We start from the raw sequence: 25,180 nt of genomic DNA, 5'->3' as shown, positions 1-25,180 counted from the left end.
GCCATTCTTGTTTATTGTCACTAAAAAAGATAAGACGATGAGTAAAAAGAAAGAAGTTTTAGAGCGCAGACTTGCCCGTTTGGAATCTTCCCTATCAAAGGAACAGGCAAGGACAACGCAAGTAATGAATAATATCGGTTGGGGTACCGGGATGCGATGTACAAAATGTACTCCCTCTTTTCGTAAGGAAGATGAACTGAAAGAAAAAATCCGATTGGTAAAAACAGAACTGGCCGAATTAAACTAAAATGAATATGACTACAGAAAATACAGCCAATAAACTATACTGGCAATCCGATCTCTATCCGGATGGACGCGTAGAGGTACAATTGACATTGGCAACTTATGCCGATAACGATAATCTATATGTCGGACTGATCTGTCCGTGTGAAACTGTGGAAGATGGTTGGGAACCGTTTACCGACCTTACCATCAACCAATTCTCTTTACCTCCCTTCCACGCTTATGTGGATAGCCGGGATTATAACAAAGGCGCACACGAATTCCTGATGCGATACGGAATAGCGGTTCCCAATACGGAATTACCGGAATGGAACGGCTTTAAACTGTTCTCTTTCAACCGGAAGAAGTTACAGGAATTGGCACCGGAATATTACAAAGTAATTGCTGCCAAGTTACCACCGGAAGCAGGAAAACCGGAAATCGTAGAATACAAGCAGAGGGAATATCCCGCCCGAACTATTAAAGACACGTATGGAATTTATATTGTTTCCGTACCCGAATTGGAGAAGGCACTTCTTGACGGAATGGCTCAAAGCGATACCGAAGCGCAAGAACTGCATGAGAGCATCTGCCATTACCTCACAAGGGAAGATCTCAACTATTTGACCGATGAGGAAATAATGGAAGGAATCAACTGCGGAGTTGAACAAGGTTGTACCATCACTACAATAATAAAATGACTGGCATATGGAAAAATATCAATTCGTATTCTTTTCGGGTGCCATTGGTTTCACCGCCCCGCATATCGGAGAAGTCCGTAAAGAAATCACCCGGAGAGTAGAAAAAGAGAAAGCGGAATCCGTCAGGCATGACATTGAATTGCAAATGATAGCGGATAAGGACGGCGTTCCCGGCGTATTGGATTCCTGCTATCTCTACAACGACTCCTTTGAGATGATACATGGAAGTATTTCAGGTACGAAGAACTACCTGAAAGAATCCTGGAGATACCGCATGAACAGAACCCACTCACTAAAGCATCAAAGATCATGAACACAGCAAATCAATCCTGGCAAAGTTTTGTACCGCCATCGGTAAGCCTCTACCATGTGGACCACCGGAAAGATCTGGACGAACATGAGGACTTGCAGGAACAATGTATCCGGAAGAATAGTCTGGATGTCATTCATGAAGCGGTGTTCGACTGGTATATGGAACAGGAAAGAGAGAATCTGACAGATACGATTGATGAGATTGAAAGGAAGATGTCGGAAGATGGAAGGTATGAGGAGTTTAAAGAACATGCGGAAGAAATCAGCGACCTGATTTACGAGCGTAACGATACCGACCCGACCGAAGATCTTATCAGACATTCCACTGTTACCAATCTGTTTTATTCCCTCGGAGTGGAAATAGATGGATACAGTGCATGTAGCAATACGCGCGGGGAATCAGAAGCGATGGCTTGTTACAAAGTGAGACGCGCATTGAAACTAAAAAAAGGGCAATACGATGATGAGATACTGGAACTGGTCCAAAACGCTTCGTATGGCGGTGAATTGCGTATCTATTTCAATGCCATGTTCGATAAGTTGCTTACCCACAATCAGGATGCAGATTTCCGTACGATACGTTTTCATGGCGATGTAGTGGTAGCCATAGCTGATAGTCGCAACGGTTCCGGTTATGACATTACATTGCCAATAGACATCACATTCCCATTTAAAAGAGACAACCTATTTGTTGACTCGCAGGTACATTATTCATATGCGGATGAAATATGCGGCATGAGTAATGACTGGTGCGACTCCACTCTGTGGGAAACAAGTATGAAGCGGTCAAAAAGCCACATACCGACAAGTACGATGACGGAACACCAATTACAGGAAACCGCGTATGAAAAGACTTTCCGTGAAGGGAAATGCACTTTCGGAGACATGAATTACAAACGTCACCGGAATACATTCTATATCAATGATTTTCCATGCGGAAGCAAATGTCCCCATTGCGGTACATTCTGGATTGACTAAGACAAATCATTTATTATTCACCCATAAAAAAACAAATGATCATGAAAATCATGTGTAGTCAGGAGCATTACGACAAAGTAATGCAGTATGCCAAATCAATCAATGACACTTCTCTCAAAAAATGTCTGGAACGCCTCAAAGGATGGGAGGAAAATAAAAATCGCCCTTGTGAGATTGAACTCTATTATGACCGGGCACCGTATTCCTTCGGTTTTGTACAACGGTATGTAGAAACCGGAAACGAAGGTATCGTCGGAGGACTTCTTTATCACGGTTCACCGGACGAATCATTCGCCGTCACCATGACACCCACCATAGGATGGCAGATACATACCTGAAGAAACGGCTGAACGGAAAGTCAGGGAACATGGATGCGGAATTCGGAAATAACAAGCCGGATTCCGCATTCTCATTTCTTGCTGCAAAGATAGCCGTTTGTCCGATGAATGCGCAAGGCGGCCCTACGGGCTGGTTGGCTGAAAGAAAATCATCCTCGCTGCGCTCCGGTATTTTCTTTCGCCAATCCTTGCCGCAATCACGGACAAACAGACAACACATCCAACAAGAAATAAAAATGCCTACCCATGTAGGCGGATGTCCAACTTAAAAAGTAAAAGTCATGATTACAGACGAAAGAACCCTGAACAAGCTGTACGCAGATACGGAAACGGTGTTGTTCACATTGGAAGACAAACCGGAAGCGGTCCGCAAGATAATGGAGATTATCAGCGATACACCCGAATACCTCCAGCTAATGAATTACCTTCCTGTCCATGCGCAGGATGATTCGAAAGCTGACTGGTGGCAAAGCAAAGAAGTGGACTGCCTGTTGGCAGAGCTATTGCATGTACTTGAAATCTACACACCGGACGGATTCATCTTTGGTACTATAAGCGGCAGGACATACGGATTCGGGTACGGCAATGCGGAATACGAAAAGGATATGCTTTACCGCATAGAAATCCAACTCAATTGGGGACACGTTTACCGAGAAAAGAACGAGTACAGAAAGAAGAAAAGACTTTATGCGGAAATAGCGGGGATATTCAGTCCGGAAGGATATACGACCGAACTGAAGAAAAGAGCGAAAGGTTGCCGGATTGTAAAAGGGAATACGGAACTCCATGCCCATTATGGTTGGATTACCGGCTATTGCGAAAGCATACATTTGTCACAGTTCATCACCTTGTTGCTCAGAGGAGGTCGGAATTTCAGATTCATGAAATGTCAGCTACTCGATTCGGTATTCAACTTCACGGAAGAAGAGGAACTCCAATATTACCGGAAGCAGTGCGCAACAACCATACACTATCAGATATTCGACCTTTTCATGAGAAAGCCGTGGGATATAACCGATAACCTCATGGCGGTGGCTTCGGAAATCAATATACCTACAAAAAGCCGTCCCCAAGGCTTCTACAACCATTCTCCCGTCTACAAGTACGTCTTGTCCGCTTATCAGGAACTGGTGGATAAGGATTATCTGGAAGAATATATCCACACCCTCGGAATTGATGAAATGCGCTGTGCTAGAGTTACTACAAAAGGATATTCAAAACCCTTGTTTTATGGAACTCAATTATAACCAGCTACTGCTCATTTACCTGTGGCAATACAACCACTATGAGTACGAGGGGCTGACACTGAAGCTCTTTCAGGAAACATTCGGCAATATGTACGGAAACCATTACTACGACAAATGGATACATTATTTCAACCGGAACCTATGGGATATGATCGCCTATTTCAGAGGAGAAGGCGAAAACGGACAGAAGTTCTGTAACATGGTTGCCATACAAGTCAAGTTGTACCAACAAAACCGCCAGTCTTATGGAATTCAGTAATTTTTATACCGTTGAGACACTGCAATACCTCAATAACTCCCACGATTATGGGTATGATGTCTCTCAAAGTGATTCGGACAAGGTAAACCGCCTTATCTCATTCATCCAAAAGGAAAGAGACAGTCGTGAAGAACCCGTTGCCGGTGATATGATAGAATATACCACCCGGAGCGGTGATTATTATACCCATGCGCATATCGAACGCATCAAAGACGGTTGTCCTGAAATCTGCCTGTCGGCCTACGTCCCTTTCTGTTACGAGGACACAGGGCTGGCGCGTTTCAATGCCGGCGGAGGGCCGTGGACTCATCTTGATAAGTTGTCATTGGAGCCGGCCGGAATCAAAGCCAAGTTATTCAAGACATGGGGACACTGTGGCAGGTGCGCCAGCGGAGCGGTCTACTTCAAGACATTTGTCCGAGTATGGAAATACACGGAACCCGAACCTCTCTTCGGGAAATATACCACCAAAGAATGGAGCAAATACTTCATCAGCAAACTGCCGGACCCGGAGAAACCGGGAGAATTCACCTATACGGGTGATGGATTCACGGTTTACTCGGAAACAGAATTCAACAGGCTGGTACAGTTACTTCACGGGGAAGTGTTCGACGGGATATACCGTAACTCGCTTGTCCTGTGGGGGTATCGTATGGAGTGGAAATACCTGTCAGTAAAAGAATGGAACGGGATAAAAGCCGGTATCCACCTTTCATTTCTCGGCACGTTCTCCGTGAAAATACGCACAAACCATGAAAATCATCAAGTAATTATCTATAAAAAGAAATAAGCTATGGCAAAATATGACACTCCTTCTGAAATCCGGCCGCTTGAGAAGCTGATTGTGGATTTCTCCTACACAAACGGATTTGATTCTATCCATGTATTCAACGATTTTCTCACCTTTATCATTCACGGTTTCTCCCCGGGTGCTCCTCCATTACACAGTTGGAAATACAAACGACAGCATAATATGGTATTCATGCAAATGGTTGCAGAGTGGACACAGATCATGAACCGACAGATTAAGGAAGATACGGACTGGTTTGATCCGTTTGGAGATTTATATATGGCGCTGGCATCCAATAGTACCCAGCAAGCGCAAGGACAGTTCTTTACCCCGGTACATATTTGTGACCTCATGGTGCTGTGTACCGACAACGGAGAAAAAAAGACGGGAGGAAAAATGAATGATCCCACTTGCGGTAGTGGCAGGCTGCTGCTGGCTTATCATGTGCGTCATTTAGGAAGTTATCTGGTAGGAGAAGACATCAACCGTACCTGCTGTCTGATGACCGTATGCAATATGCTGATACACGGCTGTGTCGGAGAGGTAATTTGCCATGACAGCCTGAATCTAAAGAACTTTGTGGATGGCTGGAAAGTTAATCCGGTCCTCACACGAACGGGAATACCTACCATCCAAAAGATGAGTATGGAGGAATATCAGGCAAGCCGAGACCTACCTCTATCCCCTTATTCGATACAAAAAACGGTGTCCGGTGGTGGCAGTGACAAGCGCCGGAATGTGCGTGGCACTTTTCCGATGCAAGCAACCCTCAATATGTAACAATCAATTTAAAACAGATTCACATGGAAAATTCAATTATCAAACGAATCTGCAACTCATGCAGTTGCAACGAACAGGAAGCACAAGAATATCTGGATGATGAAATCCGCAACCTCCGGGAGTTGAAAGAACTGGATGATTTCAGATACGATGACATGGAACAGGCGTGCAACAACCTCGGACTGGAATACGAATTCGCGACCTATTTTATAGGTATACTGTCTATATGCTAACTATTTATCAACTTTAATAATAAAACGATTATGGAAGTAACAGTAATGCCGAACGCTGCTCCGGCACAAAGAACGCAGCAACAAGGATTGAATCAGGTAGTCATCAACAAAGTACAAAGAATGATTGAGGGAAAACAGCCCGGAGTAAATGCCGCCATCACCCGCTTGCTCGAAGAAGGTAGGATTGCGCAGGATTTTATCGCTCCCATCGGTGCCAATCTAAAAAAGAATGACCGGCAACCGACAATCTCATTCTCTGCGGATGCCCATGTACGAATGTCCATGCCGGAAGGAAACTTTAACCTGCACGGCAATGCGATCAGCCAGATATCAGAAAAGATGGGTGTCCCGGCCAAGTACCTGCGGGAACTGGCTATGGGTGATGAATGGCAAAAGCAACTCTGTGCCACGATTCTGAATGAACATTCGGGATGGACACAGCGCACGCGCGTACTCGTCCGTGCCGTCGGAATGGAAGTGCGGGGTGTGCTGTCCGATTCATACAGGCGATTAAACTCTGTGGAGATTATTACCGCTTTCATTCAGGAAGCCAGTGTACAGGGAGCGGTCATGTCGGACGCTTATATGAATGACACCAAAGTATGGTGTGAGACGATCTTGCCAACCCCGATTGAAATCCCCACACGGAAAAATGGCATGGTAACCATATTCGCAGGTGCCCGTTTCTCTACATCCGATTACGGAAACGGCTCGGTGGATATGCGTTCGTTCCTATTGAATGGTGCTTGTCTGAACGGAATGGTACGCGAATCGGTCATGCGACAAGTGCATCTGGGATCACGCCTTCCGGACTCCATCGCTCTCTCGCAGAAAACGTATGAACTGGATACCAAGACTACGGTTTCCGCTATCAAAGACCTCACTAAAGGGCTGTATAGCCGGGAGACAATTATGGACAAGGCCATCGAGATACAGGGAGCTTCGGAAATAGATGTCGATTTTGACAAGGAGCTGAAAAGCCTGGTTCAGAAAGGCGCTTTGCTCAAGAATGAGGGACGCGAGGTAGAGAAACTATTGATGAACAACAATCCCGATGATGGAGTAACCGGCGGTGCCACCCTTTGGAAACTGACACAAGGCATCACCGCCTTTGCCCGTGAACAGGAACCGGAACGCAGCCGCGAGCTGCATGAAATATCCGGGCAACTGATGAACCGGGTGAAAGCCAACTAACCTGTGTACTATTTTTAAAACAACATTTAATAACGATACCTGCCGGATAAACAACTTCCGGCAGGTATCTTAAAAAACAAAATTATGAGCATACTATGTTGTAAATGTGGTGGAACAAAGGTTACGTGTGAAGCCGTGATTAATCCCAATACAAAAGAGTTTGACCATTATACGGATGAGTCTTTTCTATATGGATGGTGCAATGATTGCAAAGAAGGAACAGTTCTCACGGATGTAGATGAGGTTAAAAAAGCCATCGATACCAGATACAGTGAATTTGTTACGGCAAATAAAAGTGAACCACACTATGTGAATTGCCGGATTGTATGGAAAGATGACCGAAAGTATTGCGATACAAGAATCATGTTATCAGCCGATTCCGGCGCGGATGAGGAGGATATATTCTTTTATTGTAATAGCTTGAATGGTCTTTTTTCATTGGCAGAGCATGGTAAAGAAGACTTTGTTGTGACAGAGTGCTACGGCTTTGCCATGCTGACAAAAAGGGAAACAATGGAACGGCAGACCTTTGAATATGAAATAGAAGGAAAAAACATTTCCGTCACAGGGAAAGAGGTCGTTGATTTTTATGGGGACGATTACAGATTTAAGAAAGAGAATACAGATCGTTTTGCCCATCATACCTGTCTCATCAAATATTATAAAGAAAGTGCTACTCCGCTACTTGACCACCTGCTGGTGAAAAGGATACTTGATGAAGAAAAATTGATGAAGAGAGGTGAAACGGAAAGTTTCAAACTGCAACTCACCTTTCTATGGTATGTGGTAATCACCAAAGAAGACGATTCCCTTTACAAGCCTTTCAGATACGTATTGAATGCCTGGTGCTTGGACAACAATCAGAATTTCGACCGGAGGTATGTGACGTTGGAGGCCGCATTGCTTCATTGCTTGAACCGGTTTAATGAAAATGCCAATATTCCAAACCGCTACCACTCAACCGATGAGTATATCTCTAAACAGTTGAGCTAAAACAATCATGGAGGATTAGAAGATGACAGCAACCCCAAAAGAAAAATTACTCTACCAAATAGATGATATCCTAAGAAGCAAAACAACCGGAGAATACCATTCCCATACTTTTGCAGCTACCTTGTATATCACCGAAAAGACTTATAGGAAAGCTATTAAAGAAAACAGATTAAACTATTATGTTCCGGGAAGTACACGGACCAGTCAGGAAATGATAGAAATCTGCGTTTCAAACACCGGTGTATCTGTTTCAACTTATACTTATTACCTGTCTATATCAGAATTATCCGTTCAGGAACTTCGGATGATTCACGAAACAATGCAAAAAGAATGTTTCGAATAAAAAAGAAAACCGTAAGCGGAGTTCCAAATGTTCTGCTTACGGTTATTCTATAATTATGCATCAAGGAATATATAAAAGCACATACTCACATTTTCGCCTTCTCTCTATGCTTGGGACTACCTTGCCTTTATATTTCCGGTAAGATATATATTCCTTATAAATATCCCTGTCCCCTTTTTCTAATTTCTTGATCAGATTGCTTTTCGGAATTTTACCTGAACCGATCAAGCGATACTCACCGACATTGTAAGACAAAACAGTCAATAACAAGGCATCCTTTCCGAATCTACGAAATGTAACGTATCTTTTCCGCAAGTCAGCCCTCAGAAGGGAATCAGCCTGTGCCCGGCTCAGATTGGAGGTAAGCTTCTCTCCGGGAAGAAGTTTGTGTCCATAGCCTATATACGGATGGTTACGGGCAGTATGCCACCCCTCAAAATACTTGATACAAGCGACGGCACGCTCAAACAATTTCTTATCAACCGGAGTTTGCGCTGCAAGGCGTGACGGACAAATGAACAACAGAACCATAAATCCCGATAATAACAGTAAGGTTTTTATCATTCGCTCTCATGGGTAAAAGTTTTCGTTTGGGGAGTATCTTCTTCACTTTCCTTGTCTTTCGCATTAAAGTCGTAGGTTAACTGCCGGATGCCTCCCCAATTATTTTCTATGTACAAATCAATTGTTTGTGCTTCGTTGGCACTTCTGGACGTGTAATACACTCTGAATTTCTTTTCATTCAGCAGGTAACGGTCATTGGGTTTCAGCACCGTACCGTCCGCCATTTTTACGATCCCGGCTCCGTCGGGTTGGAAGTAGCGAAGTGTGTACACCGTTCCGGTGAAGTTGCCTTCTTCTTTAATATCCAAGCGGATCTCCACCGTTTCGTTATTGACTATCTTATCAGCCACCGGCATGGCTTCTAACGTGAAGGCATATTCCTGTTGAACATCCAGCTCGCTGTCACAAGCACTAAAACAAAAAAAGGAGGCTGTCAAACAGCAGGCAATCATCATGTAATCGAATATCTTTTTCATTTGCGTATCTATTTAGTGGTTATAGAATTATCTTGATTCCCAGACCATACTGGGTGTGGAATTTATTGGCGGAACTGCCCCAAAGCACACGTTCACGAAGCCGGAAAAGTAGCACTACCTTGTCTGAAAGATAGGCTTCAGCTTCCAGTGTCAAAGCCCCGCCATAAATGAACGATTCCGTTTTTCGCAGGGTGGCACCATCGGAGAGCAGCTTCTTACCATTGTTTACCGATTCGTAGCCCATCAAGGCAGAACCACCGATATGGAGGAAGAACGTCTTTTTCGGATCGGAAAAGACATTGTAGTAGTAACCGCCTTCGCCCGTATATTGGACCAAAGGAATCCGTGTGCTGCGGTAAGGATAGTAACGCTGCATGATTTCACCACCGAACTTCCATTGGTTACCGCTTTTCGTATAAGTCGATATGGAAAGCCCGAAAGCGAATCCTGCGTCATTGCGGCTGGACTTGCTATAGAACCCGTCCGCCATATCCGCTGTAAACTGTACGCCTTTCATGCCCGACAAACATCGTTGGGCGTCTACCTGCCCTATGGTAAGGGCAAGCATGGCTACGAATAGCAATAGTGATTTTGTGGTTCTTCTCATCGTACTTTCAGTTCATTAATGGTTTCGGCACGTATCAGGTCTTCGTTGTCCACTTCAAAGGTTTGATGACGGCCACCGCTTTTCTCATACATCTCAACGACTAGCTTCTTGTCATCAGGAATGGTGAACTTGGGCAATGCGAATACGGTGCATTCATTTTTCTTGCCGTCTACACGGGTGACATAGTTGAAGGCACGCAGCGGATAAACCACCTGTTCCTGCATAGCGGTACGTTTCACGATTTTCTTGTCAACAACTTTAAAGGTCACAAAATCCACGTCGAAAGGTACGTTCGTTTCATTTCTTACCTGTGTGTGGAAATAGAGCAGGTCGTTGTGCGAATAGAGCCCTTTGAGCAGGAACTGCACGCCGAAACGCTTGCAACCGATGTGCTTGATGTGTCGTTTGTCCTGTTTGTGGATGGATTTCATAATAAGGTGTACCAAACGGGGAGATTCGTTGCCCAGTTCCTGCAAGTAGATTTCCATCGCGTTGTTCGGGCGGTTCACTGTTTCCCCGTCATGGATAAAGTCGCACATCTCTACATTGAGCAACAACGGTTCATCCACGTACTTGACATTGAACGTGTAGAAATTGCCGTCTTCGGTGATGACGCTCATGTTCGTCTCTTTCTTAAAGTGCTTGGTGGTGGCCTTTACACGGATTACATTCTCGGCGCCGTCCGCTTTTCCGGCAATCAGGTTGGTGGAACCCAGGTCCACATACTTGATGGAAGCCGGGAAGATGATATGCACCGTCTTGTCGTAGGTGATTTCCAGACCGTGAGGCGGTATCATCTGGCTGAAACCGATATTGCGGCTCAATCCTCCAAAATGATCTCCGCTACTCTGCTGCGCATAGGTAGCCACTACGCCCATCATCAGGGCAAAAAACATCAGAATCTTCTTCATATCCGATAAATTGGTGAATAATGGTTTCATAATCGTTGTTTCTTGTTTCTTTTTTCTTATTCTTTTTCTTATTCTTCCGGTGAATGGAGCAGTAGTTTATGCCCTGCTTTTAGCGTGATTTTCACGGCACGCATTTTCTTGGAGATGTATTGCGATACACCCTGTATCACTCCTTTGCCCACATCCGAGGCGATTTGCGCTCCGGCATCGGTGGAGATGTTGATACTGCTTCCCATCGAGGTACCCATGTTGGCGGCTATTTCACGAGCCGCGTCATATTCCATTGAGTTCGGTACCAGTATGCCTTGCTGGCCGTCAGCGTCATAGACTTCCAGGTCTACGGGAAGAACCGAGCCTTTGTATTCCACCGCACTGATAACAATGTCCAGCCTTTCACCCTGAATGCGTGTGCCGCCCGTCAGCACCGTTCCTTTGGGGATGAAGCGGTCGTCCACCGCCATCGGTTCCAGCAAACGGATGCGTAATGCCTGTCCGTCAGTTACAGTCTGCGTGCCATGCACACAGGCGGAAATGGTATTCCTTTCAGAGGTAAGCGTTTTCCCGACGGGTGTCTGGAAGCTCAGGTTTCTTTCTTCCGTGAATCCGCCAATAAACTGTTCATCGCTCATGGGCTGCGCTAGGGAAGATACTACTTGATGCCCGGTTCGCTTGACGGGTTTCACTGCCGTCCGGTCTTTCTTGTCTCTCACGGTAGAAACTGTTGCCGTCTGTTTGCCGTTGTATTTGGCGGCAAGCTCGTAGGATTTCTCTATCAGCGCCATCTTTTCTTCCATTGAATTGGCTTCGGGTTGTTGGGCGGCTTCGCTATTCTCCCGGCTTTCCAGTTCTTCAATCCTTCGGAGCAGTTCTTGCTTCTCGGAATCGTCTGCCGGGGGGTAGAAATTGTCCAACGTGCTGTTAATGCTGTGGTAGGCATTGGCGGAAGAACGGACGGTGCCGGCGAAACCGGAAGAGGCTACCGGAGTGTCTGTTTCCGAAAGTCCGCTGTCGGCATCGGGCAGATGAACCGTATCGGCATTCTCTTTTCCGTTTGATGCAAACAGTGAGGTGGCTTCCTGAAACAGACCTTTGCGGGCTTTTTGTTTTTTCGCCAGTTCCTCTTGCTCATAAGCGTTCACCTTGTTGCCTTCCATCTTTAGTTTTTCGGGGGAAGGCATTTCCGTATTGAAGCCTTTACCTTTTATGTCTGCCTCTTTTTCTTTTCCCGACGGGGAATAAATCAACCAGAGGGAGCCGATGAAGAGCACAGCCATAGCGGGATAAATGATGAACTTCGCACGTTTGCGCCTTTCTTCGGGTGACAACGGTTTATCCTTGTCAGGCGACAGGCCGAGGCGTGTTTTGATTTTCTGGATGTCCATAATCTTGAATGTCTTTAAAGTGATTGTCTTCTTCATTTGTTTTCTCTTTGAGCAGTCCGTCGGGTGAACGGATGTGCTCTATCTCCAACCCTTTATCGGAATGCCCGAAATTGAGCAGGGAGGAGAAGATTACATACAGGCAGCCCAGTACGAACAGCGTGAATGCTGTCAGTACGATCTGTTTCCGCTGCTTTCCGGTCAGTTTCCGGCAGTACTTGCGTATGCGCAGGTCTGCCCGTCTTACTAAATCGCGTTTTCTTTTCATCGTTCGATACTCCTTACATCTTTGTTTTCCAGGATGGTAAAATGCTCGATAATGAACCCGTTCGGGTTGTCGTCCGACCTTCCCGTGTTCTGTAGCTCGCAACCGGTTATCAGGCTGCGTTCCGTCACGTTGCTTTCACGGATAATCATCTGCCGGGCATACGTCTTCGTGCGGTAGGGATAGCTGCTGAAATCACAGACTACGCTGTCCACTTGCAACACTTGGTTGATATTGCCCGAAATCAAACGGTTGTAATAGCCTTTCTCTGCGAAATCCACATAATAGTGGTAGGCACTTTTGTCCGCCAGTTGCAGGGCACGGTTGATGTTGTGCTCAATGGCGTCTTTCTGTGGGGAGAGGCTGAAAAAGAGTTCGTGAAAGCGTCTGACGTGTTCCCTCGCTTCTGCCGGACGGTTCTGTGTCAAATCCTGCGAGAGGGCGAGCATCAATGATTTGCCTCCATCCAGCACGTAGATTTTCTCCCGTTGTTTCTCGGCGAAGCGGTAGGAGTTCCACAGCGCATAGCCGGTGACGAGGGTACAGCAGCAGACAAAGGCTATCAGCATAAGGCGGATACGTTTGAAGCCGCTTTCAATGTTGGTTAATGACTTGAATTCCATAAATGAATGGGGTTAGTAGGTTCATACTTGATGGTGGAAAAGTGCGGTCGTATACTGTACTATGCTCTCTATTTTCCACGGATACGCCCTCCGATATTTCCCAATGCCGCACCGGCACCGCCTGCCGCCAATCCTCCGGTCTTGGTAGCCGCCTGGTTCAGGTTACGGGAATAGTTTCCGGCACCGCCGGCCTGTACAATCCATCCGGCAACGGTAGGTACGGTGAAGTACCCGATGATGCCGATGAGCATGAAAATTATATACACACTATTTGAATTGTCCAATGAATAATTGGGATCTCCCTGCAATTCGGCAATGTCGTTCTGGAGCATCAGTACCTGTAACTTGGCGAGCAGGCTACTGAACAAGTCGCTGACCGGAAGCCACATATAGACGGAAATGTACCGGGTGAACCATTGGCTCAACGTGGACTGGAAACCGTCCCATACCGAGATGGCGAAGGCAATCGGTCCGAGTACCGAGAGGACAACCAGAAAGAAGGTGCGTACCGTGTCTATGAGCAGTGAGGCGGCTGCAAAAAGCAGTTCCAACAGGCTGCGGAAAGCGTCACGGATATTCTTTTCCAGATTGTATATGCCTACTTCCATATACATATTCATTCGGGTATCGATATCCGGCAACGACCAGCCGAGTTCGTCAATCTGGCGGTCAAATTCTTCGTCGCTCACCAGATAGGCCGTTTCGGGATTGCGCATCATGGCTTCCTTTTCCAGCTTGTCCTTCTGTTCCCGATATTGCTGCATATCAAGCGTCTGTCCTTCCAGCATCTTGTGTGTGCCTTGTACAATCGGGCTGAGGATGCTGTTCATCGTGCCGAGTACCAGTGTGGGAAACAGCAGGATGCAGATGCCCAGCGCAAAGGGACGTAACAGCGGATAGACGTCTATCGGTTCGGCACGGGCCATCGACTGCCAGACACGGACGGCCACGTAGAACAAGGCTCCCAGTCCGGCAATCCCTTTCGCCACGCCCAGCATATCTTCGCAAAGCGGCATCATCTGATTGTACAAACTCTCCAGAATCGTATGGAGGTTCGCGAAATCTATCGACATCAGCATCATAGGCTACCAGTATTTGGAGGTTTCATTGCCGTACAGTTTCATCACCCGGTCCATGTCGTTTTTCTTTTTGGCACGCAGGTAGCTCACGGCGATGTTCTTGTTCGTATAATAGCTTGTCAGGTTCCGGTAGCGGCGCATGTCACGGTAGCATCCGTCCACCACGTCCATGCGGTCCTTGTCCGTCATGCTCAGGGTACTCATGTTGATTACCTGTTTCAGGTCCTGCAACACTCCGTTACTCTCTTCCAGCAGTTTGGTATAACCGAAAGCAATGGCATCCAATTCTTTCTGGGAGAAGTTTTCATCGGCCAGCATCTTCTGGAAGTTATTCACATAAATGCCCGATACATCACCTACCATCAGGATGATTTCACGAACTTTGCGTGCATCTTTCACCAAGTTGTTCACGGCTTTGAGCTTGTCATAATACTCCTTTGCCTGCTCATAAATCTTCACCGTTTCGGTAAAGCTCTTGGCGGTGCTGACCGCTGTTTTGGAGGTATGCGCAATGTTCTCCGACATATTGATGATACTTTGTGCCAGGTTGCCGGGATCGGTTACCACCCATTGTGCGCTCACCTGCATGGAGGTGAGCACAAAGGCGCTGCAAATAATCAGTGTCTTTATTCTCATGATTGCTTGTTTTTAGTAGTTATACCGGAAGCACGGATGTAGTCCCCGTTCGGAGAAAAGGTCAGGATGTCCGTCGCTTCGTTATACGATACGTCAATGCGGTAGCCCGTATTGATAAAGAGGTTGCCGTTTTCCTCTACCAACAGGTAGGTGGCGGGGTTCAGTTTTCGGGACATACCGCTACGGCCGAAGACCGTCACTTTATAGGCTTTACCTTCCTTGTAGACCAGCACGTCCGGTTTGCCTCCCACACTTGTCCACGAACCGCACAGCTTGTCACAATCTGTAGTTTTCACATCCGTGCAACTTTGTAGCACCAGCGAAGCCATGCCTATCAGACAGGCCGCCAACTTCAGTATTTGCTTGTTTCTCATCATATCTTTCATTTAGGGGTTGATACTTGTTTATGCTCTGCCCGTTTTTCTTCCGCCAGCCTTCGGACGGCGAGTTCCAGATTGCCGCCCAATTCGCCTGCGAGTTTCTGGACTTCCATCTTTTCCGATTCTTCCGTGGTGAACACCAGATATTCTTCTTCGCTCACTTCCGTAGCGTAGACCGCCGAATGGGTACCACCGAGTCCGATCCAGACTTCGCGGTAGAATCTGCCGGGATGGTTCGCCTGGTTGATGGACAGGATTTGTCCTTTTTCCTTATCCGTCAGTCCCAGTAGTTTCTGGATATGTTCGAACTTGTTCATGTATTTCCGTTGGTCCAACAGGATTTTACAATCGCTGTTGTTGATGATGGCTTCTTTCACAATCTCGGAAGAAATGATGTCATCCACCTCTTGTGTAACTACCACTGCCTCACCGAAATACTTTCTGACTGTCTTAAAAAGATACTTAATATATTCACTCATATTAGCGGACATCAGGGCTTTGCCGGGTAGGTCAGAGGCATTACTGCCTCCTTCCCCCCTAAGAACCGTACGTGAAAGTTTCCAATCATACGGCTCAAGCAACTTTAAGTTTCTATTTTGTAGAAACCAGCTCATTGCTACATCTTTTTAGTTGAATTAATCGTCTGCGGCAACTGTCATGTACAAGACATTTTTCCATTTTGCCGCTTACAACCTTTTCAGTAATTCCCCACGGGTGTTCCTTGTCTATGGGCTTTCCACAAATGGGACATTCATGATTCTGTTTCTCCCACATGTACAGCAACGATTTTCTACCATTGAAAGACTGAAGCATCTTGTAAGTTTTACGCTTTTCAAAATACTCTTTCCAATCGGGGTCAAAAGGATTAGCTTTGCTTTTTACCTTGACATATCGGGTTATTTTGGTGTCGTATAATCTTTTAAGGGCAATTTTGTCATCGACATTTCCCTTTTTAAAGTTTGCTACAAAGCACCAATTTCGATTCTTTATCTTGGTAAAATATTTGGCTGCAATCCAGTGTTTTCCTTTCTTTGGATGTCTTCTTTGCGCCCATTGCCATAATTTCTCAAAAATCAGATAATCAGCTTTTCTAAATGTTTCTGATGCTACACAGTTCTTATAATAATTCACCCATCCAGTTATTATAGGGTTCAAGAGCCTTACAAGAGATTCCTGCTTACTACCTTTATTGGAATCAATGACTCCTCTAATTTTCACCATGAATTTCTCTAGACTTTTCTTGGACGGCTTGATTAAAAGTACTCCATTATATTTACGGATGTTATACCCTAAGAAGTCGAAACCCTCATCTATGTGAGTTATTTGAGTCTTCTCTTCGGATAAAGTTAATCCGCGAATTTTTAGAAAGTCCGTAACCAAGGATTTGATTTCTTCCAAAGCTTCCTTACTTCTGCCTGTGATAATAAAGTCATCCGCATATCGAACTAAATTAACTTTAGGATAGTAGACTTCTCCTTTGACGGATTTCCTGTAGAACTTTTCTGCAAGCATTGTTTGCATGCCATCTAAAGTCATATTAGCAAGAGTTGGAGATATAATTCCACCTTGTGGAGTACCCTCTTCTGTCGAAAACAATTCTTTATTGAATATAAAACCACATTTGAGCCATTTTCGCAACATCACTTTATCCATAGGGATATTATTCAGTAGCCATTCGTGGCTGATATGGTCAAAACAGCCTTTTATATCCCCTTCCAGAATCCATTGGGGGGAAGCGTCTTTCGCTAATGCACAGAAACACTGTCCAATCGCATCTGCGGCACTTCTTTCTTTACGGAATCCGTATGAGTTATTGTCAGCCATTGTCTCCGAAACAGGCTCCAATGCAAGTAAATAAAGTGCTTGCATAGCCCTGTCTTTCATTGTCGGGATACCTAACGGGCGTAACTTACCGTTACTCTTTCTAATATTAACCCTTCGTAATGGTTGAGGTGTGTAGCCTCTTCTTTTCAGTTCACTGATTGCCTTAAATTTGGAATTAGGAGTTGACCATAATACAAGGTCAACACCCGCAGTTTTACTGCCACTATTTGATGTAACACGTTTTACAGCTAATGCCTTAGCGTAAAACGAATGCGTCAGCGTCCACTGCAAAGCTTTCACTTTGCCATATCTGCTTTCTTTCTGAGCTTTTACAATACGTGTTTGTAGCTTATTAACCTCCATTTCACATTTAGTCCAGTCTATGCTTTCCCAAGTGTTCCACTTTTGGTCAGTAGATGCACACGATGTCTTACTTTCGTTCATTTGCTTTTCTCCTTTAATAAGTCCTATAAATTTCTTGTAAAAAGTCACCTTGCGGAAGTTTGCCCACTTTCGTGTGAGGTAATGTTACAACCTCTATCCATTCCATTACAGAACGGCGTTCGCTTTCTCCGCATTCCTCTGCCCGCATTCCATTCGGCTTCGCTTACGGTCTGCTTACCTGTTGTTACACAGGAGAAATACGGGTTTACCATGTTTCTTGTACATGACAAATGAATGGGTTAGAATCCGTCTATCCGCCGGCAGTCATTATGTTCGTGTAATTCCATGCTGGAGGGAATTATCCGACTGCGTCCCTTTTGGGTTAGAGCCCAGTATCATTAGCAGCTCATTCGAAGTTACGACGTTTATCAACGGTTCACATTATGTTATTCATACCATTCAGCCTAGCTCCCTAGCCATTTGATACTAACGGCAGTTGTCGTTCCCTCACGGTTCAGACTTCTCTTTTCAGAAGGGCTTCATTGTCAGTTGTAGTGGTCATACGAATTCATTACTTACTATCGCACGTTTCCATAGGCTACTGTTGACGAAACAACAGGTTTGATCATTCTATTTCCAACCCGTGGAATGGAACGTCAAACAATCATGTACAAGACTTACATGTCACAGCCAACATTCTTCTATTAATATCATTTTACGGATTCCTTTGAGCTTTCTTAGCTTGGAAATGAAGGTTTCCATGATTATCAGCGTCACCACCGGAAGCAGTACTTTGTTACTGCTGATGTTATCCAGTTCGAATACAATAAACCGTTTGTTGGTCAGGTCCAGTTCCTTGTCGGAGTTCAGCAGGAAATCGTAGTCACCACCCCGGTAAAAGGGTTCCAACACGTTCAGAAAGCCGTCAATGTCGAAATCTTTTTCACGTACTTTTTTTTCCTCAATCATCCGACGATAGTCATCACGGACAAATTCATAGAAGCCATTGAAATCGGGCTGGATGGTTCTGTCATCCGTGATCTTTCGGATATAGGCGTTTACCGCACCGGACAGCGCTACCTCTTCCGAACGTTTCGGGGCTTCGTCCTCCCGTTTCCACAGGGTGAGGATCAGTGTCTTGATACTCTCTCGCTTTTCCACATCAAACTGCCCGTCATCCACATAGAAGGGATTGAAAGCAATCGGATTGTTTTCCTCATAGGTGATGTAAATCCCGTCCTCTCCATGGGTCTTGTCATTGACCATCCGGCACAGACCCTGATAGCTGTTACCCGTATCTACAAGCAGGATATGCGTACCTTGTTCGTAATACTGGCGGACTAAATGGTTGGTAAAGAAGCTCTTTCCGCTTCCACTGGGTCCGAGGATAAACTTGTTTCGGTTGGTAATGATGCCCCGCTTCATGGGCAGGTCACTGATGTCCACATGAATGGGAATACCGTTCTGCCGGTCAGCCATCCTTATGCCAAACGGGCTTGGCGAACTACGATAATTCGTTTCGGCGGTGAACAGGCAGACGGCTTGTTCCAGAAAGGTATAGAACGATTCTTCAGCAGGAAAATCGCCTGCATTGCCCGGAATACCCGCCCAATACAGCACCGGAGTATCGACCGTGTTATGACGGGGCGTACACTCCATCATGGCGAGCTGGCTGCCCGTATCGTTCTTCACCCGGCGGATTTCTTCTTCATCTTCCGCCCATGCCATGACATTGCAATGGCAACGGACGGGTAATACACCTTTGGTATGGACCTCATCCAAGTACATTTCCGTCCATTCCTGATTAACAGCATTGCTACGGCTGTACTTGGAGAGTGAAAGCATGTTACGGGAGGTTTTCTCCATATTCAGAAGGATCTCCTGTGCATCGTCAATGAAGATGTACTGCGAATAGATGTGGTTGCAGGAGAGTAGCAGCCCTACGGGTGCGGCAAAAGACAGGCGGCAATCACTCCGGTCGGTGGACATCCGTTCATAGCGCATATCGGTATTCACGCTGCCGGGCAGGTCTTCCGCATCCGAAAGGGTGTGCAGGCAGAGGCGTTTGTCACCGATACGCATCACAGCGGGTTCAAGACAGATGTCTTCTAGCACGGTAGTTTCTTCTTCCTGCGACAAAGAGAAGTATTTCTCCACCAATCCGGTACGCTCTTTGGTTCCTGTGATCTCATCGGTTTCCAAGCGGCGCAACTTCACCATCCCCGAATCGTTCACGATACGTTCGAATTGGTCTACCGCTTCGAGGAATTTACCGGCTGTGTCTTTGTCGGTCATTTCTTTGGGCAACAGGAAGCCACGGCAGAGCGTATTGAAATCGCTTCGCTGGCGGCTGCGCTCACGGGTGGTTTTCGTCAGGTACAGGTAACATTTGTGGTTCAGGTACGGTCGCTCGTTAAAATGGCGTTCGTAGCTTTTCGAGAGAAAGCTTTGTTCTTCCGTCCCGAAATCCGGACGGTAAGTTTCCTTCGTGAACCAGTCCTGCTTGCAGACTACCGAGTAGTTGGGCAGTACCTTGACGGCTTTGATCCATGAACTATGGATAGCCTCGTATTCTGCGGAGGTGACGGTGTAAAGTTCGGGCAGTTCCACCTCGAAGACTACGGTCAGGTCGGCGTCCTTGCTCACGATACATCCGTTCTCCACACACAGCAGGGGGAACTTGCGTTCCAGTGTTTCAGCTTTCAGTACGTTTCTCATTTCTTTTTTCTTTTGGTCAGTAATCGGAAAACTCTCAGGCGGTGGATCAGATAGCGGGGGTGGCGTTTCTCTGCCAGCAGTTTCATCAGTCCGTGTTCTCCATACCGGGCATTCAGCTTGAAAGTCAGCCAGACCAGCAGACTGCCGGATATGACACCGAAAGGAATACATATCCATTGGTTCACACCGGCAACAAACAGGATGACGAACAGCAGGAACACCACGACAAGCCCTCCGGCAAAAATGAAGAGGTATTGCGACCTCAAGCCTTTGAACTCTATCGACCTTCCAACACCTTTGTTGACAGGATATTTCATAACCTTAGAGGAAGAAGGAACGTAAGATGGTAGCTGCCACAATCAGGAAGATACAGGCGAAGAACCAACTTGCGGCTGTCTTGCTGGTATCGGGGTCACCGCTGCTGAATTTGCTGTAGGTTTTGATACCGCCGACCAAGCCAAGAACAGCACCGATAGCGTAACATAATTTCGTCGCAGGGTCGAAATACGAAGTCATCATACTGGTCGCTTCATTAATACCTGCAAGGCCTTGGCCTTGCGCGAAAGCGGTTGCCACGGCAAACACGCTCAGAACTGAAATAAGGATTCTCTTTCTCATTGTCGAATCATTTAGGTGAGACATAAAATTGAATTCGACTACAAATATATAGGCATTAAATAGCTGGGAAGCAAGTGTTTCATCAGGTGTCGTTAGATGTCATCAGATGTCAGAGAGTGAAGTAAAAAAGCACAAAAATATTTTAATTGCTAAAATAGTGAATCTGAAGATGTAAAAAAGATGGACCAATAGATAAAAATTAGGGCAAAACCTTTGAAAAGTTAATATACTCATCTATATTTCAAATTAATATCTTATTTTTGTAGATAAAGTAACAACTGATAACAAACAGAATTATGACAAGAGGCACTTTTTACAAATATAGAAGCTTAGAGAACTTCGAGTTTTTTATTGATATACTTTTAAATGAACGTTTATATGCAACTTCTTATGAAAATATGAATGATGCAATGGAAGGCATATACTATCATTACGGTTTGCAACCCAGCGTATTAAAAGGAATTAAAAACGGTAAAGAAAGATTTAAAATATGCTCATTATCTAAAGAAAGAAATGAGCCATTATTATGGTCGCATTATGCTAATGGTAGTAGAGGTATCAATATTGGTCTTGATGTTACGGGACATAATCTTGATATAAAAGATATTATTTATACAGGTTCTCCTACTATTACAGATTGCATAGATGCAAATCGTACAGCGAAAGAAATATTAAGCTATAAACATGAAAGTTGGAGATATGAAAATGAAGTCAGAGTATTTACTGAAAATAATAATTCTTATGTGAAAATAAAAATAAAAGAAATTATTTTAGGTGAGAGAATATCACAACGACAAAAATCGTTGATACAAAAATTGATTAAAAGCCTTTTACCTAGTGTAGCTATTATAGAATATAAAGACTTGACTATATAAAGCAGTAGTTTATTAAATACAATATTGGGTACAATAAAGTATAACGTTTCGTAAGTTGGTTTGATTGTAGAGTATTGATTCTATGATAAATAGTCATTTTGACTGTTCTCTATTAAAAATATAAGTATTATTATGGCAAAGTATGTTATAGATTACAGACTCTTAAAAGAAGGTGATATTATCTTGATTAATGAAAATGAAAGATTGGCCAAAATGATGAGAAGCAAGTTCGACCATGTAATGTATTTTGCTGGTGGAATTACTTGTATAGAAGCTGATGGACTCGCTGTAAAAGCTAATCAATGTGATCGTTTTATATTTGCAGATCCTCAAAAATGTATGATTCTTCGTTTAAGAGATAATCAAGTGCTTGATAAAATCTCCATGATAACAACTTGGATACGTTCGAGGTCAGGCATGGAATATAGTACAGAAGAAGCTCGTTTAGTTCAAACAGCACGTAATGGAAAACACAAGCAGGATAGAACATTTTGTACCAGATTAGTAACACAAGCATTTCATTTACATGGTATAGATCTTGTCGAAAATCCAGATTATTGTACCCCACAAGAAATCGTAGAATCTAAAAAGTTAATGAGGGTATCAGATTACTTATTTGAAGTTTCTGAAGACACAAATATACAATCATCTCCTGTATTGGAATCTCAAAGAGATATATTGCTAATGTTTCATCAAGAAGTAAGTAAAATATTCAACTGTGACATTCAGACTGAGGATGATATAATAAGAGCATTAATAAAACAGCCTTCATTAGATAATATGCTTGTTAACAGTGTTAAGGAATCAGGATTTGACACTTTAATCCAACAGGCATTATCTGAAGATGATTCGTTATTAAATAAAAGCACATTCCTATATAGATTCGCAAAAGATGTTCAGTTCTCGATTCTCAATGAACGTATTTATTTTTCAACACTAAAAATTAATGACTTAAAAACTCAAATAGTAAATTATCAAGATCTATACAGTTGTCATAAATTGGATTACTTTAAGTATTGGGTTGATATATACAGTCAAATTTTAGAAATCACCAATAATATGCAACAAATGGCATTTGAACTATTATTTTCTATAGCAAGTTATGATAAAAAGGGCTAAGAAACACATTGAAATGTGTTTCTTAGCAAACAGAAGGTATTTATAAATATTGTTCCCAGTTCGAAGTTGGAATAACAACCTTTGTTTTTTGTGACAGCGGTTCACCGTTCTCATCCAGATACTTCCCCATCAGGTTTCCAATGACACTCTTATTCTCAACCTGAGAAGAAAATATCTCAAACAGATCCGTTTCACGGATAGCATGTAGGGTAAGGGCTGCACGCCGGGATTTTTCTTCATCCTTGTCCGCGTCATTCAACTTGAATAATACATCACCGGCATTGTTTAGGTCAGCAGGCGTTACGGCTTGTGAAATCGAATCCACTTCTGGGGATGTTTCGTCAAGTTCTTGTTGCTCTTCTTTCAATGTTTTCATTTCATCCAATGATAAGTTACATTCTACTTCCTCTTCCGGAATATCTTCGTCTTCCCCTATATAATCTGTGTTTATTTCCAAAGGCTGGCTCATATAAGGGGCAACAGTTTTTCCGGCATTCTCATCCAGATAGACAAAACGGGTACTGCCCATGACATCGGACTCATCAGTCTGCTGCAGCAGGACGATTCCCGTTTCTTTACTTTTCTCCCCAGCAGACGGGGCTCTTACATACAGCAGATCACATATCTCACGCACCTTCTTTTTCTGTCCCCATATCTTATACAATATATAGGAAGCACAGGCAAGGCGTACCAACAAATAAACTATTTCTTCCATTATATCGCTTCTTTAGTCGCTTCCTCATTATACATCGCATTGAGTATACCCCGATACTTTTCCAGATGGTCGGACAGCACACAGTTCACAAAAGTAGGTACGGACATCTCCGGTGCAATAACCGGTAGCACTTTGGCAAATGCTTTATACAGGGAATCGTGAATATAGGTCTGCCTTCTCGTTCCGGTCAGCTTCATTTGCAGGAAGCGTTTCCGGTATTCATCAAAATCGTTTTCTTTCGAACTCTTCTTGCCGGCAGATGCTTTCTTTTCAATAACAACTACTTTATCCTCTTTTTCCCCGAATGGTTCTGAAAGTGGAGTGTTTTCTTCCAATTGCGTTTCCTGCCCTTTCATGTTCTCCAATGCCGAAGTGTCTCCGGCCACCATGCGTTTAAGCATGTCCTCGTCTACATAGACGGAATTGTTCTTCTTAGCCATAACTGTAATGGATTAAAATTTGAGAATCTTTTCCATTTCACCGGCAAGCAGATCCAGGCTGCTGCCTTTCAGCGAGGTGGCGGATGGGGGAAACAGCGTGCTGCGGAATATCTGCCCGTTTACTCCAGCATCTTTGTTGTAGCGTTCCGCACTTGGAATGGTCGTATCCAATACCGGAAGTTTCAATGAACGGAAGATTTCCGAGTATGCGTTGTATAAATCCTTGGATACCCGTTTGTCCATCCTGTTCCAAAACATGTGGATGTCATGCAGGGGGACTTCCTTGTGATGGAGTATAAATTCACGGATGGCAAGGACAAAACTCACGCTGCTTTGCATCGACATCCTCTCCTGTATAATCGGAGTGAATACATGGTCCATATTGATAATGGACTGGAGTACGCCTGCCGTATTGACTGTTCCGGGCAGGTCAAAAAGAACAAGGTCGTAGCCTATTTCCGAACGGTCGATAAACTGGCAGGCCGTCTCTCTGGCATTCTCTGGGGTAGAAGTCAGAATGTTGTAGGCTTTCTTACCGGTATCACCGAACTGCTCCACCAGCAGATTTTGCAGACGTGAGTTCTTCTCCACGTTCTTCACATCCCACTCGCGCATGGACTTGATGCTGTGCTGGGGATAGTCGCAATCCACTACAAGTACATTCTTGTCTTTCAGGTAGTGGAAATAACTGGCAAGCAACACTGTGAATGTTGATTTGCCAACTCCACCCTTTTGATTACTCAGGGCGACAAATAAAGGTTCTTTCTTCATAAATTCATGAATTTGGGGTTAAAAACTTATTTTCTTTTTTTGATTGTATGCTTATATGCCATGCGGCAAAATAACGGAGTGTAGCTTGCTGCTCTGTATTGGTACAATATAAGCTCCGTTGTACCGGTGCCAGTCATGTACTGAGAGATCAATACATGACCGGCATTTTCTAGGCATTGTATTCGTACAAAGGAGCCGGTAATGCTTCACATCCGAGTACTCAAAACCGAATATTCTTCATGTTATGGTCAATTAATCCGCCAAGTTCCTGACCGTAAGTCTCCAGATGATGGCCCAGCACATTGTCCAGAAAGACCGGAACGGTCATACCATCACAGAACAGGGGCAGAACGCAGGCCAATTTGGTATAGGTCCCATGATTAATATAAGTCTGTCTGCGATGTAC

General features: G+C 44.5%; 33 protein-coding genes and 2 pseudogenes. 16 read left to right on the top strand and 19 right to left on the bottom strand.

Features of this window, described 5'->3' with window-relative positions:
- Positions 1–37 precede the first annotated feature (37 nt).
- From DXB58_RS13985 to DXB58_RS13925, 14 genes are all read left to right on the top strand, one after another.
- Positions 38–247 (top strand): hypothetical protein, encoded by a 210-nt coding sequence (locus tag DXB58_RS13985; RefSeq protein WP_122137176.1) that lies wholly within the window; start codon positions 38–40, stop codon positions 245–247.
- A gap of 7 nt (positions 248–254) precedes the next feature.
- Positions 255–923 (top strand): DUF4313 domain-containing protein, encoded by a 669-nt coding sequence (locus DXB58_RS13980; RefSeq protein WP_158571570.1) that lies wholly within the window; start codon positions 255–257, stop codon positions 921–923.
- A 7-nt stretch (positions 924–930) separates the two neighbouring features.
- Positions 931–1,236 carry a hypothetical protein gene (locus tag DXB58_RS13975; protein ID WP_122137172.1) on the top strand — a complete coding sequence of 102 codons (306 nt, stop codon included), beginning with the start codon at positions 931–933 and terminating at the stop codon, positions 1,234–1,236.
- Positions 1,233–2,213 (top strand): hypothetical protein, encoded by a 981-nt coding sequence (locus DXB58_RS13970; RefSeq protein WP_122137171.1) that lies wholly within the window; start codon positions 1,233–1,235, stop codon positions 2,211–2,213. Before DXB58_RS13975 ends, DXB58_RS13970 begins: the two co-directional genes overlap by 4 nt.
- 41 nt (positions 2,214–2,254) lie before the next feature.
- The gene (locus DXB58_RS13965; protein WP_122137241.1) at positions 2,255–2,551 is read left to right on the top strand and encodes a DUF4120 family protein; all 297 of its coding nucleotides are present in this window, start codon (positions 2,255–2,257) and stop codon (positions 2,549–2,551) included.
- Positions 2,533–2,820, top strand: coding sequence for a hypothetical protein (locus tag DXB58_RS27730; RefSeq protein WP_158571569.1), 288 nt, complete (start codon positions 2,533–2,535; stop codon positions 2,818–2,820). Before DXB58_RS13965 ends, DXB58_RS27730 begins: the two co-directional genes overlap by 19 nt.
- A 12-nt stretch (positions 2,821–2,832) precedes the next feature.
- Positions 2,833–3,798: a hypothetical protein gene (locus DXB58_RS13960; RefSeq protein ID WP_122137169.1), complete on the top strand. Its 966-nt coding sequence runs from the start codon at positions 2,833–2,835 to the stop codon at positions 3,796–3,798.
- On the top strand, positions 3,782–4,057 hold the full coding sequence (locus tag DXB58_RS13955) for a hypothetical protein (protein ID WP_122137167.1): 276 nt from the start codon (positions 3,782–3,784) through the stop codon (positions 4,055–4,057). The genes DXB58_RS13960 and DXB58_RS13955 overlap by 17 nt, the downstream gene beginning before the upstream one ends.
- Positions 4,044–4,847: a DUF4121 family protein gene (locus DXB58_RS13950; protein WP_122137165.1), complete on the top strand. Its 804-nt coding sequence runs from the start codon at positions 4,044–4,046 to the stop codon at positions 4,845–4,847. Before DXB58_RS13955 ends, DXB58_RS13950 begins: the two co-directional genes overlap by 14 nt.
- Positions 4,848–4,850: 3 nt before the next feature.
- On the top strand, positions 4,851–5,627 hold the full coding sequence (locus DXB58_RS13945) for an N-6 DNA methylase (RefSeq protein ID WP_122137163.1): 777 nt from the start codon (positions 4,851–4,853) through the stop codon (positions 5,625–5,627).
- 23 nt (positions 5,628–5,650) lie between these two features.
- Entirely contained in the window at positions 5,651–5,860 is a 210-nt protein-coding gene (locus tag DXB58_RS13940) for a hypothetical protein (protein ID WP_122137162.1), read from the top strand.
- Between the two features lie 30 nt (positions 5,861–5,890).
- Entirely contained in the window at positions 5,891–7,054 is a 1,164-nt protein-coding gene (locus DXB58_RS13935) for a hypothetical protein (protein WP_122137161.1), read from the top strand.
- 84 nt (positions 7,055–7,138) lie between these two features.
- Complete coding sequence (locus tag DXB58_RS13930) at positions 7,139–8,047, top strand: hypothetical protein (RefSeq protein ID WP_122137159.1); 909 nt, start codon at positions 7,139–7,141, stop codon at positions 8,045–8,047.
- 22 nt (positions 8,048–8,069) lie between these two features.
- Positions 8,070–8,390 (top strand): hypothetical protein, encoded by a 321-nt coding sequence (locus tag DXB58_RS13925; RefSeq protein WP_122137157.1) that lies wholly within the window; start codon positions 8,070–8,072, stop codon positions 8,388–8,390.
- A gap of 60 nt (positions 8,391–8,450) precedes the next feature.
- On the opposite strand, the gene DXB58_RS13920 is transcribed toward DXB58_RS13925, so the two are convergent.
- The 15 genes and pseudogenes from DXB58_RS13920 to DXB58_RS13845 form a co-directional block, all read right to left on the bottom strand.
- Positions 8,451–8,921, bottom strand: a complete 471-nt coding sequence (locus tag DXB58_RS13920; RefSeq protein WP_233527304.1) for a glycoside hydrolase — start codon at positions 8,919–8,921, stop codon at positions 8,451–8,453.
- Between the two features lie 29 nt (positions 8,922–8,950).
- Positions 8,951–9,430, bottom strand: coding sequence for a DUF3872 domain-containing protein (locus DXB58_RS13915; protein ID WP_122137153.1), 480 nt, complete (start codon positions 9,428–9,430; stop codon positions 8,951–8,953).
- A 19-nt stretch (positions 9,431–9,449) separates the two neighbouring features.
- Complete coding sequence (locus DXB58_RS13910) at positions 9,450–10,037, bottom strand: conjugal transfer protein TraO (RefSeq protein WP_122137152.1); 588 nt, start codon at positions 10,035–10,037, stop codon at positions 9,450–9,452.
- A complete protein-coding gene (traN, locus tag DXB58_RS13905; RefSeq protein WP_122137239.1) occupies positions 10,034–10,948 on the bottom strand; it encodes a conjugative transposon protein TraN in 915 nt (304 codons plus the stop codon). The genes DXB58_RS13910 and traN overlap by 4 nt, the downstream gene beginning before the upstream one ends.
- Before the next feature lie 68 nt (positions 10,949–11,016).
- Entirely contained in the window at positions 11,017–12,330 is a 1,314-nt protein-coding gene (gene traM, locus DXB58_RS13900; protein ID WP_122137150.1) for a conjugative transposon protein TraM, read from the bottom strand.
- Positions 12,287–12,595: a TraL conjugative transposon family protein gene (locus tag DXB58_RS13895; RefSeq protein ID WP_122137148.1), complete on the bottom strand. Its 309-nt coding sequence runs from the start codon at positions 12,593–12,595 to the stop codon at positions 12,287–12,289. The genes traM and DXB58_RS13895 overlap by 44 nt, the downstream gene beginning before the upstream one ends.
- A complete protein-coding gene (traK, locus tag DXB58_RS13890; protein ID WP_122137147.1) occupies positions 12,592–13,215 on the bottom strand; it encodes a conjugative transposon protein TraK in 624 nt (207 codons plus the stop codon). The genes DXB58_RS13895 and traK overlap by 4 nt, the downstream gene beginning before the upstream one ends.
- Positions 13,216–13,283: 68 nt before the next feature.
- Positions 13,284–14,297 (bottom strand): conjugative transposon protein TraJ, encoded by a 1,014-nt coding sequence (gene traJ / locus DXB58_RS13885; RefSeq protein WP_122137145.1) that lies wholly within the window; start codon positions 14,295–14,297, stop codon positions 13,284–13,286.
- 3 nt (positions 14,298–14,300) lie between these two features.
- Positions 14,301–14,930 carry a DUF4141 domain-containing protein gene (locus DXB58_RS13880; RefSeq protein WP_122137143.1) on the bottom strand — a complete coding sequence of 210 codons (630 nt, stop codon included), beginning with the start codon at positions 14,928–14,930 and terminating at the stop codon, positions 14,301–14,303.
- Positions 14,927–15,304: a DUF3876 domain-containing protein gene (locus DXB58_RS13875; protein WP_122137237.1), complete on the bottom strand. Its 378-nt coding sequence runs from the start codon at positions 15,302–15,304 to the stop codon at positions 14,927–14,929. Before DXB58_RS13875 ends, DXB58_RS13880 begins: the two co-directional genes overlap by 4 nt.
- Before the next feature lie 8 nt (positions 15,305–15,312).
- Positions 15,313–15,924 carry a TraG family conjugative transposon ATPase gene (locus DXB58_RS13870; RefSeq protein ID WP_122137142.1) on the bottom strand — a complete coding sequence of 204 codons (612 nt, stop codon included), beginning with the start codon at positions 15,922–15,924 and terminating at the stop codon, positions 15,313–15,315.
- The gene (gene ltrA / locus DXB58_RS13865; RefSeq protein ID WP_122137140.1) at positions 15,902–17,578 is read right to left on the bottom strand and encodes a group II intron reverse transcriptase/maturase; all 1,677 of its coding nucleotides are present in this window, start codon (positions 17,576–17,578) and stop codon (positions 15,902–15,904) included. Before ltrA ends, DXB58_RS13870 begins: the two co-directional genes overlap by 23 nt.
- Before the next feature lie 630 nt (positions 17,579–18,208).
- A pseudogene (locus DXB58_RS13855) lies at positions 18,209–20,236 on the bottom strand (TraG family conjugative transposon ATPase); the annotation flags it as partial.
- Positions 20,233–20,553 (bottom strand): DUF4133 domain-containing protein, encoded by a 321-nt coding sequence (locus DXB58_RS13850; RefSeq protein ID WP_122137135.1) that lies wholly within the window; start codon positions 20,551–20,553, stop codon positions 20,233–20,235. The pseudogene DXB58_RS13855 and the gene DXB58_RS13850, both read right to left, overlap by 4 nt.
- Before the next feature lie 4 nt (positions 20,554–20,557).
- Positions 20,558–20,878, bottom strand: a complete 321-nt coding sequence (locus DXB58_RS13845) for a DUF4134 domain-containing protein (RefSeq protein ID WP_233527302.1) — start codon at positions 20,876–20,878, stop codon at positions 20,558–20,560.
- 272 nt (positions 20,879–21,150) lie between these two features.
- Between DXB58_RS13845 and DXB58_RS13840 the strand changes: the two genes are divergently transcribed.
- Together DXB58_RS13840 and DXB58_RS13835 are read left to right on the top strand one after the other, a co-directional pair.
- Positions 21,151–21,729, top strand: a complete 579-nt coding sequence (locus DXB58_RS13840; protein WP_122137131.1) for a DUF2971 domain-containing protein — start codon at positions 21,151–21,153, stop codon at positions 21,727–21,729.
- Positions 21,730–21,861: 132 nt separating this feature from the next.
- Positions 21,862–22,848 (top strand): hypothetical protein, encoded by a 987-nt coding sequence (locus tag DXB58_RS13835; protein ID WP_122137129.1) that lies wholly within the window; start codon positions 21,862–21,864, stop codon positions 22,846–22,848.
- A gap of 40 nt (positions 22,849–22,888) precedes the next feature.
- Here DXB58_RS13835 and DXB58_RS13830 read toward each other — a convergent pair whose 3' ends face one another.
- The 4 genes and pseudogenes from DXB58_RS13830 to DXB58_RS28210 form a co-directional block, all read right to left on the bottom strand.
- The gene (locus DXB58_RS13830) at positions 22,889–23,563 is read right to left on the bottom strand and encodes a DUF4122 family protein (RefSeq protein ID WP_122137128.1); all 675 of its coding nucleotides are present in this window, start codon (positions 23,561–23,563) and stop codon (positions 22,889–22,891) included.
- Positions 23,563–24,003, bottom strand: a complete 441-nt coding sequence (locus tag DXB58_RS13825; protein ID WP_122137127.1) for a DUF3408 domain-containing protein — start codon at positions 24,001–24,003, stop codon at positions 23,563–23,565. The genes DXB58_RS13830 and DXB58_RS13825 overlap by 1 nt, the downstream gene beginning before the upstream one ends.
- A gap of 12 nt (positions 24,004–24,015) precedes the next feature.
- Positions 24,016–24,774: a ParA family protein gene (locus tag DXB58_RS13820; protein ID WP_122137126.1), complete on the bottom strand. Its 759-nt coding sequence runs from the start codon at positions 24,772–24,774 to the stop codon at positions 24,016–24,018.
- Positions 24,775–24,994: 220 nt separating this feature from the next.
- Positions 24,995–25,174 (bottom strand): annotated as a pseudogene (locus tag DXB58_RS28210) (DUF3408 domain-containing protein); the annotation flags it as partial.
- Between the last annotated feature and the right edge of the window lie 6 nt (positions 25,175–25,180).

This window comes from Bacteroides sp. OM05-10AA (assembly GCF_003439055.1).
In the GTDB taxonomy this organism is placed as follows: Bacteria; Bacteroidota; Bacteroidia; order Bacteroidales; family Bacteroidaceae; genus Bacteroides; species Bacteroides intestinigallinarum.
This window is presented reverse-complemented; position numbering and strand designations above follow the sequence as displayed.

Bases quoted from the DNA above. Each gene is read 5' to 3' on its own strand.
- DXB58_RS13985 (WP_122137176.1), top strand. From the start codon at position 38: ATGAGTAAAAAGAAAGAAGTTTTAGAGCGCAGACTTGCCCGTTTGGAA.
- DXB58_RS13980 (WP_158571570.1), top strand. From the start codon at position 255: ATGACTACAGAAAATACAGCCAATAAACTATACTGGCAATCCGATCTC.
- DXB58_RS13975 (WP_122137172.1), top strand. From the start codon at position 931: ATGGAAAAATATCAATTCGTATTCTTTTCGGGTGCCATTGGTTTCACC.
- DXB58_RS13970 (WP_122137171.1), top strand. From the start codon at position 1,233: ATGAACACAGCAAATCAATCCTGGCAAAGTTTTGTACCGCCATCGGTA.
- DXB58_RS13965 (WP_122137241.1), top strand. From the start codon at position 2,255: ATGAAAATCATGTGTAGTCAGGAGCATTACGACAAAGTAATGCAGTAT.
- DXB58_RS27730 (WP_158571569.1), top strand. From the start codon at position 2,533: ATGGCAGATACATACCTGAAGAAACGGCTGAACGGAAAGTCAGGGAAC.
- DXB58_RS13960 (WP_122137169.1), top strand. From the start codon at position 2,833: ATGATTACAGACGAAAGAACCCTGAACAAGCTGTACGCAGATACGGAA.
- DXB58_RS13955 (WP_122137167.1), top strand. From the start codon at position 3,782: ATGGAACTCAATTATAACCAGCTACTGCTCATTTACCTGTGGCAATAC.
- DXB58_RS13950 (WP_122137165.1), top strand. From the start codon at position 4,044: ATGGAATTCAGTAATTTTTATACCGTTGAGACACTGCAATACCTCAAT.
- DXB58_RS13945 (WP_122137163.1), top strand. From the start codon at position 4,851: ATGGCAAAATATGACACTCCTTCTGAAATCCGGCCGCTTGAGAAGCTG.
- DXB58_RS13940 (WP_122137162.1), top strand. From the start codon at position 5,651: ATGGAAAATTCAATTATCAAACGAATCTGCAACTCATGCAGTTGCAAC.
- DXB58_RS13935 (WP_122137161.1), top strand. From the start codon at position 5,891: ATGGAAGTAACAGTAATGCCGAACGCTGCTCCGGCACAAAGAACGCAG.
- DXB58_RS13930 (WP_122137159.1), top strand. From the start codon at position 7,139: ATGAGCATACTATGTTGTAAATGTGGTGGAACAAAGGTTACGTGTGAA.
- DXB58_RS13925 (WP_122137157.1), top strand. From the start codon at position 8,070: ATGACAGCAACCCCAAAAGAAAAATTACTCTACCAAATAGATGATATC.
- DXB58_RS13920 (WP_233527304.1), bottom strand. From the start codon at position 8,921: ATGGTTCTGTTGTTCATTTGTCCGTCACGCCTTGCAGCGCAAACTCCG.
- DXB58_RS13915 (WP_122137153.1), bottom strand. From the start codon at position 9,430: ATGAAAAAGATATTCGATTACATGATGATTGCCTGCTGTTTGACAGCC.
- DXB58_RS13910 (WP_122137152.1), bottom strand. From the start codon at position 10,037: ATGAGAAGAACCACAAAATCACTATTGCTATTCGTAGCCATGCTTGCC.
- traN (WP_122137239.1), bottom strand. From the start codon at position 10,948: ATGAAGAAGATTCTGATGTTTTTTGCCCTGATGATGGGCGTAGTGGCT.
- traM (WP_122137150.1), bottom strand. From the start codon at position 12,330: ATGGACATCCAGAAAATCAAAACACGCCTCGGCCTGTCGCCTGACAAG.
- DXB58_RS13895 (WP_122137148.1), bottom strand. From the start codon at position 12,595: ATGAAAAGAAAACGCGATTTAGTAAGACGGGCAGACCTGCGCATACGC.
- traK (WP_122137147.1), bottom strand. From the start codon at position 13,215: ATGGAATTCAAGTCATTAACCAACATTGAAAGCGGCTTCAAACGTATC.
- traJ (WP_122137145.1), bottom strand. From the start codon at position 14,297: ATGATGCTGATGTCGATAGATTTCGCGAACCTCCATACGATTCTGGAG.
- DXB58_RS13880 (WP_122137143.1), bottom strand. From the start codon at position 14,930: ATGAGAATAAAGACACTGATTATTTGCAGCGCCTTTGTGCTCACCTCC.
- DXB58_RS13875 (WP_122137237.1), bottom strand. From the start codon at position 15,304: ATGAGAAACAAGCAAATACTGAAGTTGGCGGCCTGTCTGATAGGCATG.
- DXB58_RS13870 (WP_122137142.1), bottom strand. From the start codon at position 15,924: ATGAGCTGGTTTCTACAAAATAGAAACTTAAAGTTGCTTGAGCCGTAT.
- ltrA (WP_122137140.1), bottom strand. From the start codon at position 17,578: ATGAACGAAAGTAAGACATCGTGTGCATCTACTGACCAAAAGTGGAAC.
- DXB58_RS13850 (WP_122137135.1), bottom strand. From the start codon at position 20,553: ATGAAATATCCTGTCAACAAAGGTGTTGGAAGGTCGATAGAGTTCAAA.
- DXB58_RS13845 (WP_233527302.1), bottom strand. From the start codon at position 20,878: ATGTCTCACCTAAATGATTCGACAATGAGAAAGAGAATCCTTATTTCA.
- DXB58_RS13840 (WP_122137131.1), top strand. From the start codon at position 21,151: ATGACAAGAGGCACTTTTTACAAATATAGAAGCTTAGAGAACTTCGAG.
- DXB58_RS13835 (WP_122137129.1), top strand. From the start codon at position 21,862: ATGGCAAAGTATGTTATAGATTACAGACTCTTAAAAGAAGGTGATATT.
- DXB58_RS13830 (WP_122137128.1), bottom strand. From the start codon at position 23,563: ATGGAAGAAATAGTTTATTTGTTGGTACGCCTTGCCTGTGCTTCCTAT.
- DXB58_RS13825 (WP_122137127.1), bottom strand. From the start codon at position 24,003: ATGGCTAAGAAGAACAATTCCGTCTATGTAGACGAGGACATGCTTAAA.
- DXB58_RS13820 (WP_122137126.1), bottom strand. From the start codon at position 24,774: ATGAAGAAAGAACCTTTATTTGTCGCCCTGAGTAATCAAAAGGGTGGA.